General features: G+C 36.7%; 19 protein-coding genes. 18 read left to right on the forward strand and 1 reads right to left on the reverse strand.

What is annotated here, in order from left to right:
- The first annotated feature begins 84 nt into the window (after positions 1 to 84).
- A complete protein-coding gene (locus tag DS031_RS23555) occupies positions 85 to 222 on the forward strand; it encodes a hypothetical protein (protein WP_181833068.1) in 138 nt (45 codons plus the stop codon).
- A gap of 50 nt (positions 223 to 272) precedes the next feature.
- On the opposite strand, the gene DS031_RS24620 is transcribed toward DS031_RS23555, so the two are convergent.
- Positions 273 to 626 carry a DUF5658 family protein gene (locus DS031_RS24620; protein WP_113805618.1) on the reverse strand — a complete coding sequence of 118 codons (354 nt, stop codon included), beginning with the start codon at positions 624 to 626 and terminating at the stop codon, positions 273 to 275.
- Between the two features lie 280 nt (positions 627 to 906).
- On the opposite strand from DS031_RS24620, the gene DS031_RS08575 reads away from it, so the two are divergent.
- From DS031_RS08575 to spoVS, 17 genes are all read left to right on the forward strand, one after another.
- Positions 907 to 1,683: a ClpP family protease gene (locus tag DS031_RS08575; RefSeq protein WP_113805620.1), complete on the forward strand. Its 777-nt coding sequence runs from the start codon at positions 907 to 909 to the stop codon at positions 1,681 to 1,683.
- A complete protein-coding gene (locus tag DS031_RS08580) occupies positions 1,680 to 1,901 on the forward strand; it encodes a YlzJ-like family protein (protein WP_113805622.1) in 222 nt (73 codons plus the stop codon). Before DS031_RS08575 ends, DS031_RS08580 begins: the two co-directional genes overlap by 4 nt.
- Before the next feature lie 111 nt (positions 1,902 to 2,012).
- Positions 2,013 to 4,379, forward strand: coding sequence for a DNA translocase FtsK (locus tag DS031_RS08585; RefSeq protein WP_113805624.1), 2,367 nt, complete (start codon positions 2,013 to 2,015; stop codon positions 4,377 to 4,379).
- 151 nt (positions 4,380 to 4,530) lie between these two features.
- A complete protein-coding gene (locus tag DS031_RS08590) occupies positions 4,531 to 5,256 on the forward strand; it encodes a GntR family transcriptional regulator (RefSeq protein WP_113805626.1) in 726 nt (241 codons plus the stop codon).
- A gap of 226 nt (positions 5,257 to 5,482) precedes the next feature.
- Positions 5,483 to 6,763: an EF-P 5-aminopentanol modification-associated protein YfmF gene (gene yfmF, locus DS031_RS08595; RefSeq protein ID WP_113805628.1), complete on the forward strand. Its 1,281-nt coding sequence runs from the start codon at positions 5,483 to 5,485 to the stop codon at positions 6,761 to 6,763.
- Positions 6,764 to 6,766: 3 nt separating this feature from the next.
- Positions 6,767 to 8,056, forward strand: coding sequence for an EF-P 5-aminopentanol modification-associated protein YfmH (yfmH, locus tag DS031_RS08600; RefSeq protein ID WP_113805630.1), 1,290 nt, complete (start codon positions 6,767 to 6,769; stop codon positions 8,054 to 8,056).
- Between the two features lie 106 nt (positions 8,057 to 8,162).
- On the forward strand, positions 8,163 to 8,888 hold the full coding sequence (ymfI, locus tag DS031_RS08605; protein WP_113805632.1) for an elongation factor P 5-aminopentanone reductase: 726 nt from the start codon (positions 8,163 to 8,165) through the stop codon (positions 8,886 to 8,888).
- 88 nt (positions 8,889 to 8,976) lie between these two features.
- Positions 8,977 to 9,228, forward strand: coding sequence for a DUF3243 domain-containing protein (locus DS031_RS08610; RefSeq protein WP_113805634.1), 252 nt, complete (start codon positions 8,977 to 8,979; stop codon positions 9,226 to 9,228).
- A gap of 142 nt (positions 9,229 to 9,370) precedes the next feature.
- Positions 9,371 to 10,153, forward strand: a complete 783-nt coding sequence (locus DS031_RS08615) for a DUF3388 domain-containing protein (protein WP_113805635.1) — start codon at positions 9,371 to 9,373, stop codon at positions 10,151 to 10,153.
- Positions 10,154 to 10,168: 15 nt separating this feature from the next.
- Entirely contained in the window at positions 10,169 to 11,080 is a 912-nt protein-coding gene (locus DS031_RS08620) for a helix-turn-helix domain-containing protein (RefSeq protein ID WP_113805637.1), read from the forward strand.
- Between the two features lie 121 nt (positions 11,081 to 11,201).
- A complete protein-coding gene (pgsA, locus tag DS031_RS08625) occupies positions 11,202 to 11,780 on the forward strand; it encodes a CDP-diacylglycerol--glycerol-3-phosphate 3-phosphatidyltransferase (RefSeq protein ID WP_113805639.1) in 579 nt (192 codons plus the stop codon).
- A gap of 66 nt (positions 11,781 to 11,846) precedes the next feature.
- Positions 11,847 to 13,091 carry a competence/damage-inducible protein A gene (locus DS031_RS08630; protein ID WP_113805641.1) on the forward strand — a complete coding sequence of 415 codons (1,245 nt, stop codon included), beginning with the start codon at positions 11,847 to 11,849 and terminating at the stop codon, positions 13,089 to 13,091.
- A gap of 6 nt (positions 13,092 to 13,097) precedes the next feature.
- Complete coding sequence (locus DS031_RS08635; protein ID WP_113805642.1) at positions 13,098 to 14,678, forward strand: DEAD/DEAH box helicase; 1,581 nt, start codon at positions 13,098 to 13,100, stop codon at positions 14,676 to 14,678.
- A 116-nt stretch (positions 14,679 to 14,794) separates the two neighbouring features.
- Positions 14,795 to 15,841 carry a recombinase RecA gene (gene recA, locus DS031_RS08640; RefSeq protein WP_113805644.1) on the forward strand — a complete coding sequence of 349 codons (1,047 nt, stop codon included), beginning with the start codon at positions 14,795 to 14,797 and terminating at the stop codon, positions 15,839 to 15,841.
- A gap of 293 nt (positions 15,842 to 16,134) precedes the next feature.
- Positions 16,135 to 17,697 carry a ribonuclease Y gene (gene rny, locus DS031_RS08645; protein ID WP_113805646.1) on the forward strand — a complete coding sequence of 521 codons (1,563 nt, stop codon included), beginning with the start codon at positions 16,135 to 16,137 and terminating at the stop codon, positions 17,695 to 17,697.
- Positions 17,698 to 17,841: 144 nt separating this feature from the next.
- Positions 17,842 to 18,636, forward strand: coding sequence for a TIGR00282 family metallophosphoesterase (locus DS031_RS08650; RefSeq protein ID WP_113805647.1), 795 nt, complete (start codon positions 17,842 to 17,844; stop codon positions 18,634 to 18,636).
- A gap of 103 nt (positions 18,637 to 18,739) precedes the next feature.
- Positions 18,740 to 19,000 (forward strand): stage V sporulation protein SpoVS, encoded by a 261-nt coding sequence (gene spoVS / locus DS031_RS08655; protein ID WP_003328863.1) that lies wholly within the window; start codon positions 18,740 to 18,742, stop codon positions 18,998 to 19,000.
- Positions 19,001 to 19,019: the final 19 nt, after the last annotated feature.

Raw genomic sequence — 19,019 nt, forward strand, 5'->3', positions numbered from 1 at the left:
TTATAAACATAAATTACCGATTATGTTTTTAATAAAAATACACATTCTATTTATGAAAGTTAGTTTGAAAAGGGGGAGATAAAGGTGAGAAAACGTCATGGACAGCGTGATGCCGCGTTAACAAATAATAATACACCTACAGAAAGTTTACCGCATGGAGAAAATGAATATAGACGCAGTTCTCATAAACGGCCAAGAACAGGTCCGGGCTCCAAAGGGTAAAGAAATAAACAAGGCGTTTCTCCTTCTTAGTATTTGCTGAGAAGGAGATTTTACAAAAAGAAGATAAACCACCTTATGTGTAAGAAGATAATGAACGTATAAAGAATATTAACAAATAAAATACTGTTTGTGATAATTTTTCGTATTTGATATTTGTAAAGAAGTAACAACAAGCAAATAGGTAGTCCTAATTTTACTATATAAAACAATTTAATATCTTTTTGATAAAAAGCCTCCATTAACGGATTTTGTTCATTTATGAGGTGCTTTCTCAATCCTATATCCGTAAAGACCGCATCTAATAAGCAGAGTATACATAATAAAAAGACAAATTTATTGTTTGAAATAATACGTGGTATATATTTCTTCATTGCTTCAATCCTCTCTTTACTTCTCCCTTTCATCTATTTCTTTATCTTTATTACTCTTTATCCAAAAGCATATAAAAATATACCTTATCTAAATTTCGTTCATAGGGAACAATAAGTAAAAGTAAAAGGGAGGAATTAATATGGCGATTAAAGGCAGAACTGGATTTAAAAATGCGTTAGGTTTATCAATTGTCATTTGGGGTGTTATCATTGGATTTATTGTATTTTTGATCACGATGAATTAAGTATGAAAGAGCTAAACAGGCTTATACTAAAAAAGATTGAACTTATTTGAAAGGGGGATTATCAATAAATGAATGATGAATTAAAAGCATATTTGAAAGAATCAAATAATGGAGGCCAAACTGAGCCTGCAGAGAAAAAACCAGAAGATCAAAATAATAAAGGTTCGCTTGTTGAAAAAATTCAACAACTTGGTCAAACAAATATACCGCAAGCCGAGCAATCCAATATTCATTGCTTAACCATTGTTGGTCAGATTGAGGGGCATATGCAGCTCCCTCCCCAAAATAAAACAACAAAGTATGAACATCTTATTCCGCAAATTGTTGCAATTGAACAAAATCCAAAGATTGAAGGGCTTTTGCTTATTTTAAATACAGTTGGTGGAGATGTGGAGGCAGGTTTAGCACTGGCGGAGATGGTTGCTTCCTTATCAAAACCAACCGTTTCCTTAGTGTTAGGAGGAGGACATTCCATTGGTGTGCCGATTGCGGTTTCTGCTAATTATTCTTTTATAGCTGAAACGGCGACAATGACTATTCACCCCGTTCGCTTAACAGGCTTAGTCATTGGTGTGCCCCAAACCTTTGAATATCTAGATAAAATGCAGGATCGAGTCATTAACTTTGTTATGAAACATTCAAACGTTAGTGAAGAAAAATTTAAAGAATTAATGTTTTCTCAAGGTAATTTAACAAGAGATATTGGGACAAATGTTGTCGGGGATGATGCAGTTGAATATGGATTAATTAATGAAGTTGGCGGGGTAGGTCAAGCGCTGAAAAAGCTAAACGAATTAATTGAGGAAAATAAACAACATATGGAACAAGGGGAAATTATTCAATGATCCTGTACACACTTGTCCCTTATGAAAACATCTTTCCTTTAGACGCTGAAGAATTTAGTAAGCATTCTGTAGTGAATGTAAATGGGGTCCAGTTAATTGTAGAACAGAATAAAAACATGGAGTGGACAGTTGTACAATTATTAAGCAGTAACCCTAGTGATTATTTAAACGAGTCTTATCAACCTGGAGCAAAAATAACGCTTCGTCCTAATCTTTAAGAGAAAGTTAGTCAGCCAAATTTAAATTATGATATAATAAAAGGGCAATTTAAAGAGAGCAGCCGTACGGCTGCTCTCTTTCCTTCCGATAAGTGAAGTGGGGTGAAAGAAATGGCAAAGCGAAAAAAGCGCACCAGCAAGCAAAAGCAAAACTGGCAAAAACAGTTTACATATGAAGTAATAGGACTTTCCATGCTCGCATTAACGTGTATTGCCCTTGCGAAATTAGGGAAAGTGGGAACAGTGCTTACCCAAATTTTTCGTTTTTTTAGTGGAGAATGGTATGGAGTCTGTTTATTAGGGTTATTTATTTTATCGTTTTATTTAATGTGGAAACGCCAACTACCTTCTTTTTTTACAAAAAGATTAATAGGAATTTATTTATTATTTTTTGCTGTGCTGCTTCTTAGTCATGTGCAGCTTTTCCAATTACTTTCTAATCAAGGTGAATGGAAAGACACTTCGATTATTAGAAATACGTGGGAACTTTACTGGCTTCAAGTTTCAGAAGGTTCTGTCCATCGTGATTTAGGCGGTGGCATGATTGGGGCTATTAGCTTTGCATTTTGTTATGTTCTTTTTGATTCTGTAGGAACCCAGATTATTGCTTTTTTCCTTATCTTAATCTCTCTTATTATGATTACAGGAAAGTCAATGAATCAAACCATTTTTCAATTAGTGCGTAAGTTTTTTAGTTTTATAGAGGATACAATTCAAGAAGTAATGAGTGAAATAAAGGGATGGCAGGTAAGCCGTAAAGAAAAACAGCGGGAAAAAAGAGAGCGTAGAACTGCTCAAGAAAGCGCTCTTGCTGAAGAAGGCCAGGATGTTGAGGGAGTAAATGCGGTAACAGATTCGTCTCTTCTAATTGAACCAATTATTGAAGATTTTAGCACCCATATTGAAGAGCATCCAGAAGACGAGAGGTCATCTGAGGTAAAAATAGTGCCGCAAGCAAATAGTTCAAATCAAAATAGTGATTTTGAAGAACCAACTGCTGGAAGGACGGAAAAACCAGGATTTTCAACTGCGGTTGTTGAAAATCAATCTTATGAGCTTCCTTCCATTGAACTTTTAAAACGACCAAAAAAATCCAATCAAGCGACCGAAAGAAGTTATATTTCTTCTAATGCAAGAAAGCTTGAACAAACGTTTGAAAGCTTTGGGGTGAAAGCAAAAGTATTAAAAGTTCACTTAGGGCCTGCCGTCACAAAATATGAGGTGCATCCAGCTGTAGGTGTAAAGGTAAGTAAAATTGTAAATTTAAGCGATGACTTGGCGCTTGCTCTTGCAGCAAAAGATATCCGTATTGAAGCCCCAATCCCTGGTAAGTCAGCGATTGGCATTGAAGTACCTAACCAAGAAGTAGCAATGGTGTCGCTGCGTGAAGTGCTTGAATCTAAAAATTATCAAGATCACTCCTCAAAACTTGCAGTTGCGTTTGGGCGTGACATTTCTGGAGAGCCGGTTGTAGGGGACTTATCAAAAATGCCTCACCTTTTAGTCGCTGGGGCAACAGGGAGCGGCAAAAGTGTTTGTATCAATGGAATTATTACAAGCATTTTAATGAAAGCAAAGCCTCATGAAGTAAAAATGATGATGATTGATCCTAAAATGGTTGAATTAAATGTTTATAATGGAGTCCCGCATCTTCTTACACCTGTGGTAACAGATGCAAAGAAAGCTTCTCAAGCTTTGAAAAAAGTAGTTAGTGAAATGGAAAGGCGGTACGAATTATTTTCCCACAGCGGAACAAGAAATATTGAAGGCTATAATGAATGGGTGAAACGTCAAAATGAAACATCTGAGGCAAAACAACCGGAGATTCCTTATGTTGTTGTAATTGTAGATGAGCTTGCTGACTTAATGATGGTTGCTTCAGGTGATGTAGAAGATGCGATTACACGCTTAGCTCAAATGGCGCGTGCTGCAGGTATTCATTTAATTATCGCAACACAGCGTCCATCTGTGGATGTAATTACAGGAGTAATTAAAGCAAATATTCCTTCGCGTATTGCATTTAGCGTTTCCTCTCAAACAGATTCTAGAACGATTCTAGATATGGGAGGAGCTGAAAAACTTCTCGGTCGCGGAGATATGCTGTTTTTACCTGCAGGATCTTCAAAGCCGGCACGTGTGCAGGGGGCATTTTTATCTGATAATGAAGTAGAAAAGCTTGTTGATTTTGTTATTTCACAGCAAAAAGCACAATATCAAGAAGAAATGATACCAACTGCTCCGAGTGAAGAAGACAGAGAGGAAGTAACCGATGATTTATATGAGGAAGCAGTTCAGCTTGTCCTTGACATGCAAACCGCTTCGGTATCAATGCTTCAAAGACGTTTCCGTATCGGTTATACCCGTGCAGCAAGGTTAATTGATGCTATGGAAGACCGCGGCGTTGTAGGACCTTATGAAGGAAGTAAGCCAAGATCAGTGCTTGTAAATAAACTTGATGAAGAGGCATCTTCAAGCTAAAAAACTTCTTAAAAATCTATTTATTTCACGTACAATAAGTGGTATATTAGTAACAATTGTTTGATTATTTGAATGCTTATTATTTTATAAAAATTATCAGCTTATATTTTAAAATAGGTTTGTTTATGCTTTATTGTTGAGGTGAGAATATATGTCCATAAAAGCGGACAATCGTTTATTATATTTACAAGTGATTGATCGAATCAAAGAGGATATTGATAAAGGTATTTTTCAAGAAGGAGAAAAGCTTCCCTCAGAATTTGAATTGTCAAAACAGTTAGGCGTTAGCCGTGCAACATTACGTGAAGCTTTTCGTATTCTAGAGGATGAAAATGTGGTTGTTAGAAGACATGGTGTTGGTACATTTGTACGCTCACGGCCTGTTTTTTCATCAGGGATAGAGGAACTGTTTAGTGTAACGGATATGATTAAACGAGGCGGCAAAACACCAGGAACGGTTTTTCTATCATCAAATGTTGTTCCAGCAACTGAAGAAGAATGCAAGAAGTTCAAATTAGATCAAGAGGAAGAGCTGCTTGTAATTGAACGGGTGCGCACAGCCAATCAAGAGCCAGTTGTTTACTGCTTAGATCATATTCCAGCATCCATTTTACCTGAACAATCGCAAGTAGGAAAAGAGTCGATGTTTGAAGTATTGGAAAAAGAAGCACATAAAACAATTGCTTATGCGGTGACAAAAATTGAGCCTGTTGGTTACCATGATCATATTTCACCGATTTTAGAATGTCCTCAAGAAACTGCTTTGTTAGTGTTAAAACAAATGCATTATGATCAAAACGATCAGCCTGTTTTATATTCGATTAACTATTTTCGAGCAGACAAGTTTAGTTTCCACGTGCTGCGTAAGCGTATATAAGCATATTCAACCTGCATTTTATCAAAATGCAGGTTTTTTATTATGAAACACGAACGATTTTTATAATTTATTTAAGACAAACCCAACAATTTCTAATTATTTCGTTTTTATATTGATTAGAAAGGGGATATAGTGAGAAAATAAAGGTAGCAATTGCTTAAAACACCAAGGAAGTACATATATTAGGTTAGAGAAGCGAAATGACCATTTGAAAGGAGAGGTGAGGATGGGATATGTTACACATGAAGTTCATGAGATGAACGCATACCGCTTACATACCATACCAACATCAAAATTTAAAACAAATACGATTATTATTCAGCTAAATCAATCAATTCAACAAGAGGATGTAACAAAGCGAGCTCTGCTTCCATATGTGCTGCAAAGCGGAACAGAAGACCTTCCGTCAACCAAACAAATTAGAAGTCGTTTAGACGGATTGTACGGGGCCACATTGAATGTTGATTTAAATAAAAAAGGTGAAAATCATATTATTACTATTCGTATGGACATCGCAAATGAACAGTTTTTATCCGATCAAACGCCGTTGTTTGAACAAGCTTTAACATTATTATCAAATATTTTACTTCGTCCAAATCAAAAAGATAGTGCGTTTGATGAGCAAACTGTTGAAAAAGAAAAGCGAACATTAAAACAACGTATTCAATCTGTCTATGATGATAAAATGCGCTATGCAAACTTGCGTTTAATTCAGGAAATGTGTCAAACAGAAAGATACCGCTTACATGTGAATGGAAATAGCGATGAAATTGATTCGATCACTCCTAAAAGCTTATATCAGTATTATCAAAAGGTATTAGCAGAAGATGAAATAGATGTTTATATTGTTGGAGATATTGATGTAGAAAAAGTAAAAGCGGCTTGTCACAAAGTATTTCAACTGCCAGCGGAACGAAAAGTAACAGAAGTACAGCCAAGCTCAGTAGATGTGGAAGTAAAGGAAGAGAAGGAAGTGTTTGATACACAAGAGGTTAAACAAGGAAAGCTTCATTTAGGTTACCGAACATATACGACATTTAAAGATGATGACTATTCTGCTCTTCAAGTTTTTAATGGTATTTTTGGCGGTTTTTCACATTCAAAATTATTTATTAATGTGCGCGAAAAGGAAAGCTTAGCTTACTATGCAGCTTCTCGAGTAGAAAGTCATAAAGGCCTGATGCTTGTAATGTCGGGTATTGAATTTGCAAATTATGATAAAACAATAGCGATTATTAAAGAGCAGCTCGAAAGCATGCGTGCTGGTGACTTCACGGAAGAAGAATTAAACCAAACAAAAATTATGATAAAAAACCAGCTTTTAGAAACAATTGATCAGCCACGCGGCATTACAGAACTCTTATATCATCAAGTTGTTGCAAAAACAAATCGCTCGTTCGATGAAATGCTAGATGGAATTGAAAAAGTTACAAGAGAAGATGTCATCAAAGCAGCGAATAAAATAAAATTAGATACGATTTACTTTTTAAAAGGAAAGGAGGCTTAACAGATGAACCAGCAAACATTTGATCAGCTTCAAGAAACAATTTATCAAAAAACATTAGACAATGGGCTTGAGGTTGTTATTTTACCAAAACAAGAGTTTAATAAAACTTATGCAACTTTTACAACAAAATATGGTTCAATTGATAATCATTTTATTCCACATGGTAAGAAAGAGCCGATTCGGGTTCCAGATGGAATTGCTCACTTTTTAGAGCATAAGCTGTTTGAAAAAGAACATGGTGATGTGTTTCAAGACTTTAGTAAACAAGGAGCCTCAGCGAATGCGTTTACTTCTTTTACAAGAACAGCTTATCTGTTTTCAACGACACAAGAAGTAAAGAAAAACCTGTTAACATTAATTGATTTTGTGCAAGCGCCCTATTTTACAGAAAAAAGTGTGGAAAAGGAAAAAGGAATTATCGGTCAAGAAATTCAAATGTATGATGATAATCCAGATTGGAGAGCGTACTTTGGGGTGATTGAAAATATGTACCACCATCACCCTGTGAAAATTGATATCGCTGGAACGATTGAATCCATTTCTAAAATAACAAAAGACTTATTATATGAATGTTATGAAACATTTTACCATCCAAGCAATATGCTTTTATTTGTTGTAGGTCCTGTGAATCCAGATGAAATTTTAAAATTAATCGAAGAAAATCAAAATAAAAAAGATTATAAAGCAAAACCTGAAATTGAACGTTTTTTTGAACAAGAACCAAAAGAAGTCGCAGAAAAAAAACAAGTTCTTCCTATGGCTGTTCAAACGCCAAAGTGTATTATTGGATTTAAAGAACCAAGTCCAACCCGTCAAGGTGAGGAACTGTTGAAACATGAATTATGTGTAAACTTACTTTTAGATATCATGTTTGGACAGAGCTCTGAAAATTATGAAGTTCTCTATAATGAAGGATTAATTGATCAAAGTTTCTTTTATGATTATACAGAAGAAGAAGGATTTGGTTTTTCAACAATTGGCAGCAATTCAAACAAATCAGATCAATTGGCAGAGAAGGTATGGAGTTTAATTAAAGCGTTTAAACAAGGATCTTTGACACAAGAAGCAGTTGAAAGTGCTCAAAAGAAAAAGATTGGTTCATTTCTACGATCATTAAATTCACCTGAATATATTGCCAATCAATATACAAGATATCGATTTAATGGGATGAATTTGTTTGATGTGGTTCCAACGTTAGAAAACATTACAGTAGAAGATGTTGTAAATGTGTTGAATGAACATTTTACAGAAGAAGCGTTAACCGTATATCAAGTCGTTCCAAAAACAGAGTAATTTTCGTTTACTCAATAAGGGTCTAACCACTTCAAATGGGCTGAATGGTTTGACCCTTTGGTTTTGAATGCGTCTTTTTAAAAAATTTAGGTAGGAGGATAGGGACGTGGAGAAATATGGATTAATTACCGGAGCAAGCGGGGGAATTGGCAGGTCAATTGCCAAACAGCTGGCTGTACAAGGTTATGGATTATATTTGCACTATAATAAAAATAAAAATGCGGCAGACGCTCTTGCTAAAGAACTTGAAAAATACGATGTTCCAATTTATACGCTGCAAGCTGACTTTTCAAGAGAAAATGCTGCAGAAAAAGTGTTTGCACAACTTCATCATCCCATTGAAGTGCTTATTCATAACAGTGGGAACAGTTATATAGGACTATTAACAGATATGGAAGACAAACAAGTGCAGGAAATGATTCAGCTCCATTTAACGACACCAATCCTTTTGACAAAACGCCTACTGCAAAATATGATTAAAAATAAACAGGGCAATATTATTGTCGTTTCTTCAATTTGGGGGTTAACGGGTGCTTCGTGTGAAGTGATCTATTCAACAGTGAAGGGCGGCTTAAATACATTTGTAAAAGCGCTGGCAAAAGAAAATGCGCCAAGCGGTATTTATGTAAATGGAATCGCGCCAGGTGCTATTCAAACAAATATGCTCAATGAATTTACAGCTTCAGAATTAGCCGATCTTCAAGAAGAAATACCGATGGGGAGAGTTGGTAAACCAAGTGAAGTGGCGGATCTCGTTGGGTTTTTAACGTCACAAAAAGCAAGTTATATTAATGGACAAATTATTTCTGTAAACGGTGCTTGGTACTGTTAAGTACAATTTTAGAATTTGTAAAATGCATAATTAAGGTCTCTTTTTGAAAAAATAAACGTGTACCAATTATAGAAGGAGGGACCTATTTGTGTCTGTATTAGATAACTTTGATCAGTGGAAAGATTTCTTAGGCGACAGATTAAATCAAGCGCAAAATGAAGGTATGAATCAGCAAGTTATTTCTGATGTGGCTTACCAAATTGGGGATTATTTAGCAAAACAAGTTGAACCTAAAAATGATCAAGAGCGTTTGCTTGCCCAGCTGTGGAATGTTGCATCTGAAGAAGAACAGCATGCCATGGCAAATTTAATGGTGAAATTAGTAAAAAATCAACAATAATTATAGGAAAAAGAGGGTGTTTTAAATAACATCCTCTTTTTTCAAATCATACACCTTTTCTAAAAGAGAGAAATCATTTATTATAGATTTAAAGGAATGATTAGGAAAAAAAGAGGAATACAATGCTTTAGGGAGATGAGCTATGGAAAAGATAGAGGTTTATCTAGAATATGAGATACATAAAAATCGACCTGGTTTATTAGGAGATGTTGCTTCATTATTAGGGATGATGAGTATTAATATTATTACGATCAATGGTGTAGAAAACCAACGTCGTGGTATGTTATTGTTAATTAATAATGAAGAAGATATTAACAGATTGCGTTCAGTTCTCGAAACAATTGTAAACATTCAAGTTACTAAATTAAGAAAGCCGAAATTAAGAGATCGTTTAGCTGTTCGCCACGGCCGCTATATCCAGCGGGATGCGGATGATAAGAAAACCTTTCGTTTTGTAAGGGATGAACTAGGCCTTTTAGTTGATTTTATGGCAGAACTGTATAAGAAACCAGGGCATAAGCTCATTGGAATTCGCGGAATGCCGAGAGTTGGCAAAACAGAGTCAATTGTTGCTTCAAGCGTTTGTGCAAGTAAACGCTGGGTGTTTGTTTCTTCAACCCTATTAAAACAAACAGTCAGAAGCCAATTAGCTGATGATGAGCGTGGGGAAGAACATATTTATATTATTGATGGAATTGTCTCAACAAGGCGTTCATCTGAAAAGCATTGGCAGCTTGTAAGAGAGATTATGAGAACTTCTACAACGAAAGTAGTCGAACATCCAGATATTTTTGTACAGCAAACAGAGTATTCTTTAGAGGATTTTGACTATATTATTGAATTAAGAAATGATCAAGATGAGGAAATTACATACGAAGTTGTCGATTCTGTTGATACTGGTTTTTCGACATTTGACTTTAATTAATTGGTGGTGTTTTGATTGACAGAGCTAGGAACACGGTTAAAAGAGGCTCGCGAAGAAAAACAACTAACATTAGAAGTTTTACAAGAGCGAACAAAAATTCAAAAAAGATATTTAGAAGCAATTGAAAGAGGAGACTTTAATCAATTACCAGGAAGCTTTTACACGAGAGCATTTGTGAAAAGTTATGCTGATGCGGTTGGTCTTAATTCAGAAGAACTTTTTCGAGAATATGAAAGTATACTGCCAAAATCAAATAAAGAAGTTATAGGAAACTTGCCACCTCGAAAAGCACGTTATACTGGAACAGAATCAGGCTCAAAGCTCCTTTCTTTTTTGCCAAGTATTTTAGCTGCATGTTTAGTGATAGGCGTATTAGCTGCGATATGGGTGTTTTGGCCAAAAGATGATAATGGTACAGCGGCACCTACTAAACCAAATACAGCAGAAGATAGTTTTGATGTTTCAAATGAACCTGGCTCAGAGGGCGTAGAAGATACCGAAACAGAAGAGGTCGCTGAAGATGTAGATAAGAATACTGATGAGGAAGTGACAGAAGAGGATCCAGCAGAAGAGAAAACTCCTGAAACACCTACTCAAGAAGACGAAATGGAACTTGTAAAAGGTAAAACACAAGGTGATACTACTGTCTATACTTTAAAAGGGACAGATCAATTTCACCTAACGATCACTCCAGTCTCATCAAGCTGGCTCGAAGTTCACGGCGGCAATGAAAGGTATCTATACAAAACTGTGAAGAAAGACGAAGGGGAGCTGAAATATGATTTAACTTCTGAAAGTGCAGTGAAAATTAGAGTTGGTCATACTCCAGCTGTAAAACTTACGGTTAATAGAAAGCCTTTTGAGTTTCCAAACGGCAGTACCACTCAAACGATCAAAATTCAATTTAAAAGATCCAACAATCAATAAAAGGGTCGTCTTATTTAGATGGCCCGTTTTTTTAATGAGTAAAATCTCAGATAGAAAAGCAAACTTATGGTAGAATATAATATGGTCCTAGGATTATTTTTTATGGGAGGCACACCAATTAATGAACTTACCAAATAAGATTACGATTGCAAGAGTATTAATTATTCCGCTATTTATGATTTTTTTATTAGCGCCCCTTCCGCTTGGAGACATGACTATATTAAATGATACGCTGCCGACGGCTCATTTTATTGCGGCATTAATCTTTATTATTGCTTCTATGACAGATTGGGTAGACGGTTATCTCGCAAGAAAATATAATCTTGTTACAAACTTCGGCAAGTTTCTTGATCCCCTTGCAGACAAGCTTCTTGTCACAGCAGCACTTGTTTCTCTTGTGCAAATTGGACTTGCGCCTGCATGGATTGTAATTGTTATTTTAAGCAGGGAGTTTGCTGTTACAGGCATTCGCTTAGTTGCGGCTTCAGAAGGTTCAGTTATTGCGGCAAGTGATATTGCAAAATGGAAAACAACAGTGCAGCTTATTGCAATTATTCTGCTCTTGTTACATAATATTCCATTTACTGCTCTGTCCATTCCATTAGCAGATCTTTTCTTATGGGCAGCACTAGTATTAACGATTTTATCTGGCTGGGACTATTTTGTGAAAAATAAACATGTTGTTTTAAAATCCAAATAAGCACACATATAAGGGGACAGCTATTGTTTCCCTTTTTCCTTGTGAAAAGAAAAGAGGTTCTTTAAAATGAATGCAGAAATTATTGCGATTGGCTCAGAACTATTGCTTGGGCAAATATGTAATAGCAATGCACAATTTCTATCGAAACAGTTGGCGGAACTTGGGGTGAATGTATATTATCATACGGTTGTAGGTGATAATGCAGAGCGATTACAGCATACAATTAATGTTGCAAAAGACCGTTCTAATTTAATCATTTTTACTGGTGGACTTGGACCTACGAAAGATGATTTAACAAAAGAAACCGTGGCATCCTTTTTAAAAAAGGAGTTAGTATATAATCAAAAGGCAATGGATCAAATTACAGCTTATTTTGAGCGTACAAACCGAATAATGACTCCCAATAATAAAAAACAGGCGCTCGTATTAAAAGGGTCAGCAGTGTTAGCGAATGATTTTGGGATGGCCCCGGGAATGGCTGTAAAGGAAAATAATACAATATATATGATGTTTCCTGGACCTCCTAAAGAACTAAAGCCGATGTTTTTAAAGTATGGAAAACAATTTTTACAGCAGGAAGGAATTGTTAAAGATCAAATTGTCTCCCGTGTGCTTCGCTTTTTTGGAATTGGGGAATCACAGTTAGAAACAGACATTGAAGACATAATAGACACTCAGACAAATCCTACTATTGCCCCGTTAGCTGCTGACGGAGAGGTTACGCTTCGAATTACTGCAAAACATAAGAATAAACAGGAAGCGGAAGAAATGTTAGATCAGCTTGAAGAAACCATTTACCAACGAATTGGACAATACTTTTATGGCTATGAAGAAACATCGCTTAGGGATGAAGTGTTTAGACTTCTTCAAGAACAGCAAAAAACGATTGCTTGTGCAGAAAGTTTAACAGGTGGAATGTTTGCCCAAACCATTACAGATTTGCCTGGAGCGAGTGATGTATTTAAAGGCGGTGTCAGCTGCTATACAAAAGAGATGAAAGAACAGCTTGTACATGTTCCTCATGAGCTTCTTGAAACAGAAGGAGCGATTAGCGCAGCCTGCGCAGAAAGTTTAGCCGTTAATATAAAGAAAATAACAAATGCTCACATTGGGATTAGCTTTACAGGTGTGGCTGGGCCCTCAAAAAGTGAAGGACAAGAGCCTGGGACTGTTTATATTGGAATCGCTTCTGGAAATAACCAAGAATATGTACATAAACTACAACTAGCTGGCAGCAGAGAAGGCATTCGTAAGCGAACCATTCAATATGGTTATTCTTTATTGTTGAAGCATTTAAAGAAAGGTGAATAATATTTTATGAAAACATTTCAAGACTTAAAAATTTCCAAACCAGTAAAAGACGCACTTATCAATATAGGATTTCAAGAGCCAACACCAATTCAATTAAAGGCGATACCTCTCTTATTAAATGGAGAAGATGTTATTGGTCAAGCTCAAACAGGAACAGGAAAAACAGCGGCATTTGGTATTCCCCTTGTTGAGAGAGTGTCACAAAAGCGTGCCTTACAGGCCGTTGTTTTAACGCCAACTCGTGAATTAGCTATGCAGGTTGCCTCTGAGCTTCGTAAGCTTGCAAAATATAAAAAAATTCGTGTGGCATCTATTTTTGGAGGACAGCCTTTTTATCCGCAAGTTCGTGAGTTAAAAGGGGGCGCTCAAATTGTTGTTGGCACGCCAGGAAGAATTATTGATCATTTAAACCGCGGAACAATGCAAACAGATGATATCTGCAATATTGTATTGGATGAAGCTGATGAAATGTTAAATATGGGTTTTATTGATGATATTGAAACGATTCTTAGCAAAATGCCAAGTGAAAGACAAACATTGCTTTTTTCTGCCACACTGCAAGATGATATTCAAACATTAGCAAAAAAATATATGAAATTTCCAAAACGAGTATCTGTAACAAAAGGAAATGAAACAGCAGCGACCATTGATCAAATGTATTATAAAACATTTGAATCTTATAAATTTGATGCATTAAACCGAATTTTAGAAAATGAAAATGTTGGCTTAGCAATGATCTTTTGCCGGACGAAAAAAGGAGTTGCTGCCTTAACAGAATCTTTAAAAGCAAACGGCTATCAAGCAGAAGGTCTTCATGGAGATTTAACACAGCCGCAGCGCCTGCATGTGATGCGTTTATTTCGTCAGCTGAAAATTGATATTCTTGTCGCGACAGATATCGCAGCTAGAGGAATTGATGTAGCAAATGTTACTCATGTTATTAACTACGATATTCCGGAAGATCCTGAGCAGTATGTACACCGCATCGGCCGAACAGGCCGTGCTGGTAAAAAAGGTGCAGCATTAACTCTTGTCACGCCAAAGGACATGAAGTTCTTGCATTCAATTGAATCAAAAATTCAGAGTACAATACCTGAAGAGATTCTTCCAAATGCAGAATCTGTCATAGATCGAAAATACAAGGAATTAAAGCATGCTGTTAAACAAGCTGTTCAATCAAGCGATATTGATTCTATGTATGAAAAAATGGCAGTTGAGCTCCTTGAAGCAGGAGATGCATCAGCGGTAGTAGCAGCCCTCTTAGAACAGCAGCTTCGTATCGAAGATCAACCTAATACACCAAATGAATATCAATTTGGTAATACAGGCGGGGCAAAAGGAATGGTTCGTTTCTTTTTAAATGTGGGACGCAATGTTGATCTTCATCCTAAAAAACTTGTTGAAGAACTTTCAACTTTAGCAGGTATTTTGCCAGAAGCAGTTGGTCGAATTGATATTTTTGAAAGATTTTCATTCTTTGAAGTTTCTCAAGAGGCCGCTCCATTTGTTTATGAGGTATTAAGGCAGGAGCGATTAAACGGGATTCGAGTTCACTTAGAGCCTGCTAAACCTCAAGAAACTCGCTAACATTTGTCAAGTTATTCACCCTTGGAAAATTTACGAATAAATGTTCGTAAAAAACTATTGGCAAAATGTCAAAAACAAGATATGATAGTGATAGTTGAAAAAAAGGAGTGAATGTTGTGAGTGATCGTAAAGCAGCGTTAGATATGGCGCTTAGACAAATAGAAAAGCAGTTTGGTAAAGGGTCAATTATGAAGCTTGGCGAGCAAACAGACCGTAAAGTGTCAACAATGTCAAGTGGTTCATTAGCATTAGATATCGCATTAGGTGTAGGAGGATATCCGCGCGGTCGTATTATCGAAGTGTATGGACCGGAATCTTCTGGTAAGACGACAGTTGCCCTACATGCGATTGCGGAAGTACAGCAAAATGGCGGTCAAGCGGCATTTATTGATGCAGAGCATGCTCTTGATCCTGTCTATGCACAAAAACTTGGTGTAAATATTGATGAACTGCTGCTCTCTCAGCCTGATACAGGTGAGCAGGCGTTAGAAATTGCAGAGGCGCTTGTGCGAAGCGGTGCAGTGGATATTATCGTTATTGACTCTGTTGCAGCACTTGTACCAAAAGCTGAAATTGAAGGAGAAATGGGAGATTCTCACGTAGGTCTTCAAGCGCGTTTAATGTCGCAAGCACTTCGCAAGCTTTCTGGTGCGATTAATAAGTCTAAAACAATGGCGATCTTTATTAACCAAATCCGTGAAAAAGTAGGAGTTATGTTCGGAAACCCTGAAACGACTCCAGGTGGACGTGCGTTAAAGTTCTACTCATCTGTACGTCTTGAAGTACGCCGTGCAGAAACATTAAAGCAGGGCAACGATATGGTTGGTAATAAAACAAAAATTAAAGTTGTAAAAAATAAGGTAGCCCCACCATTTAGACAAGCAGAAGTAGATATTATGTATGGCGAAGGAATTTCAAAAGAAGGTGAAATTTTAGATATCGGTTCCGATCTAGATATCGTTCAAAAAAGTGGTGCATGGTATTCGTATGAAGGTGAACGTCTTGGACAAGGGCGTGAAAATGCAAAACAGTATTTAAAAGAAAATCCACAAGTAAAACAAGCGATTGCTGTTCAAATTCGTACTCATCATAACCTGGATGAGGAAGTTTATGTGGCAGAAGAGACTCCTGAAGAAGAACCTGCATCATTGTTAGAAGAATAATATATTATTTCTAAAATAAGCACCTCCTAGTAGGTGCTTATTTTTCTATAAATGTAAAGAAATGGGGCGGATATAGGACGTTGAGGGCTGTAAGTCAAATAAGGAGCCTTGACAAGCTTTTTTACGAACTATAAAATAAGATTGTAGATTTTTAATTTCTAAGAAATTCAAGAAATTGAAAATGTCACATGTTTTAGCTTGTGCTGTATGAATAACAAACTTTTTCATTTTAAAAACAAAACAGCAATCGTTGTAGAGAACCAACAAGTAGATAGCTAGAGGAGGTGAAATAGATGGACTTAGTAATTATCATCTCCACTGTGCTTGTCTCTGTGTTTGTTGGGACAGTTGTTGGATATCTTGTACGCAAATCAATTGCCGAAGCGAAGATTTCCAGTGCAGAACATGCAGCGCAACAAATCATTGAAGATGGAAAGCGTGAGGCAGAAGCGTTAAAGAAAGAAGCATTATTAGAAGCGAAGGATGAAACCCATAAACTTCGTACTGATGCTGAACACGATATTCGTGAACGCAGAAACGACCTTCAAAAACAAGAGCATCGTTTGGTACAAAAAGAAGAGGTTCTTGATCGCAAAAGTGAATCCTTAGACAAAAAGGAGGACTCTTTAGAAAAAAGAGAAGAATCTCTCACCAAAAAACAACAGCAAATAGAAGAGATGGAAAGCAAAGTGGAGGAAATGTTAACCCAGCATCAAACTGAGCTGGAACGCATTTCAGGATTAACTCGTGAAGAAGCAAGAAAAACAATTATTAGTGAAGTTGAAAAAGAAATGGCACATGAAACAGCGCTTATGGTCAAAGAAATGGAAAACCGTGCGAAGGAAGAAGCGGATAAAAAAGCAAGAGAAGTTCTTTCTCTAGCTATTCAACGTTGTGCAGCAGATCATGTTGCAGAAACAACAGTATCTGTTGTTACCCTTCCAAATGATGAAATGAAAGGTCGAATTATCGGACGCGAGGGACGAAACATTCGGACTCTTGAAACGTTAACTGGCATTGATTTAATCATTGATGATACTCCTGAAGCAGTAATTTTATCTGGTTTTGATCCGATAAGACGTGAAATTGCGAGAATCGCGTTAGAAAAGCTTGTGCAAGATGGGCGAATTCACCCAGCGCGTATTGAAGAAATGGTAGAGAAATCACGCCGAGAGGTTGACGAATATATACGTGAAGTAGGTGAACAGACAACATTTGAAGTTGGTGTTCATGGTCTTCACCCAGACTTAATTAAAATATTAGGTCGTTTAAAATATCGTACAAGTTATGGACAAAATGTTCTTAAACATTCAATGGAAGTTGCTTATTTAACAGGATTAATGGCGGCAGAATTAGGTGAAGATGTAAATCTTGCTCGCCGTGCTGGACTGCTTCATGATATTGGAAAAGCAATTGACCATGAAGTAGAGGGAAGTCATGTTGAAATTGGGGTGGAACTTGCCACGAAATATAAAGAACATCCAGTCGTTATTAACAGTATTGCTTCACACCATGGTGATACAGAAGCAACGTCTGTAATTGCAACGTTAGTAGCAGCAGCAGATGCATTGTCTGCAGCACGGCCAGGCGCGCGTAGAGAAACATTGGAAACGTATATTCGTCGTTTAGAAAAGCTTGAAGAGATTTCCGAATCATTCGAGGGAGTAGAAAAATCATATGCAATTCAAGCTGGCCGAGAAGTTCGTATCATTGTAAAACCTGATATGATTGATGATCTAGCATCTTATCGTCTTGCTAGAGAAATTACAAAGAAAATTGAAAATGAACTTGACTATCCAGGTCACATAAAAGTTACAGTTGTACGTGAGACTAGGGCAGTAGAGTATGCAAAATAAAGTGGTTAATTAACCACTTTATTTTGTTATATCAAGAAAATAAAGCAAAGTTTTTTGCTGAACCTGAATAGATGACCATAATGGTTTATGTCAGCAGGAAAGGGTAACATACTAAAGAAATGATTCGTAGATTGGAGCTTAATTATGAAAATATTATTTGTCGGTGATGTGGTTGGATCACCTGGTCGAAAAATGATAAATGAATACTTACCGAAATTAAAAAAGAAATATAATCCAACAGTCACAATTGTCAATGGCGAGAATGCTGCGGGGGGACGGGGGATTACCCAAAAAATTTATAAAGAATTTTTACAAGCTGGTGCGCAAGCGGTGACCCTCGGTAACCATGCATGGGATAATCGGGAAATTTTTGAGTTTATTGATGAGGCATCAAATATGATAAGACCGGCTAATTTTCCTGAAGGCACACCGGGTGAAGGGGCAACTCTAGTAAAAATAAATGATATACAAATTGGAATTGTTAATTTGCAGGGAAGGACATTTTTGCCGCCTTTAGATTGTCCGTTTCAAAAAGCAGATGAGTGTATATCGGCTTTGAAAAAACATACCCCTTACATATTTGTTGATTTTCATGCAGAAGCAACAAGTGAAAAACAGGCAATGGGTTGGTACTTAGATGGTCGTGTTACAGCGGTTGTTGGAACACATACTCATGTGCAAACAGCAGATAACCGAATCCTGTCAAAAGGAACTGCATACATAACAGATGTTGGAATGACTGGACCATACGATGGGATTTTAGGTATGGAACGAGAGGCTGTTATGAAGAAGTTCTTAACAAATCTTCCAGTTAGGTTTGAAGTAACAAAAGGACGGGAACAGTTAAGTGGTGTTTTAGTAACAGTAAATCGGGAAACAGGTGCGGCGTCTTCTATCAAACGAATCTTAATTAATGAAGATTATCCTTTCTTTGACTGAATAACTGAATGTTAAGAAAATTTATTAATGGTAGAAGGAATACGGAAATCAATCGTGAATATAGTTAGGAAAGGGAGTATATCACTAAGGAGGTACTAATAAAATGGAAATATTAAAAGTTTCAGCAAAATCTAGCCCTAATTCTGTAGCCGGTGCACTTGCAGGAGTACTACGTGAGCGTGGTGCTGCTGAAATCCAAGCAATTGGAGCAGGTGCATTAAATCAAGCCGTTAAGGCAGTAGCGATAGCGAGAGGATTTGTAGCACCAAGTGGCGTTGACCTCATCTGTATCCCGGCCTTTACTGATATCTTAATTGATGGTGAAGAAAGAACAGCAATTAAATTAATTGTAGAACCAAGATAAATTAAGAAAAGCGCAAAGC

The sequence above is a fragment of the Bacillus taeanensis genome, from assembly GCF_003318295.1.
Taxonomy (GTDB): Bacteria; Bacillota; Bacilli; order Bacillales; family UBA6769; genus Maribacillus; species Maribacillus taeanensis.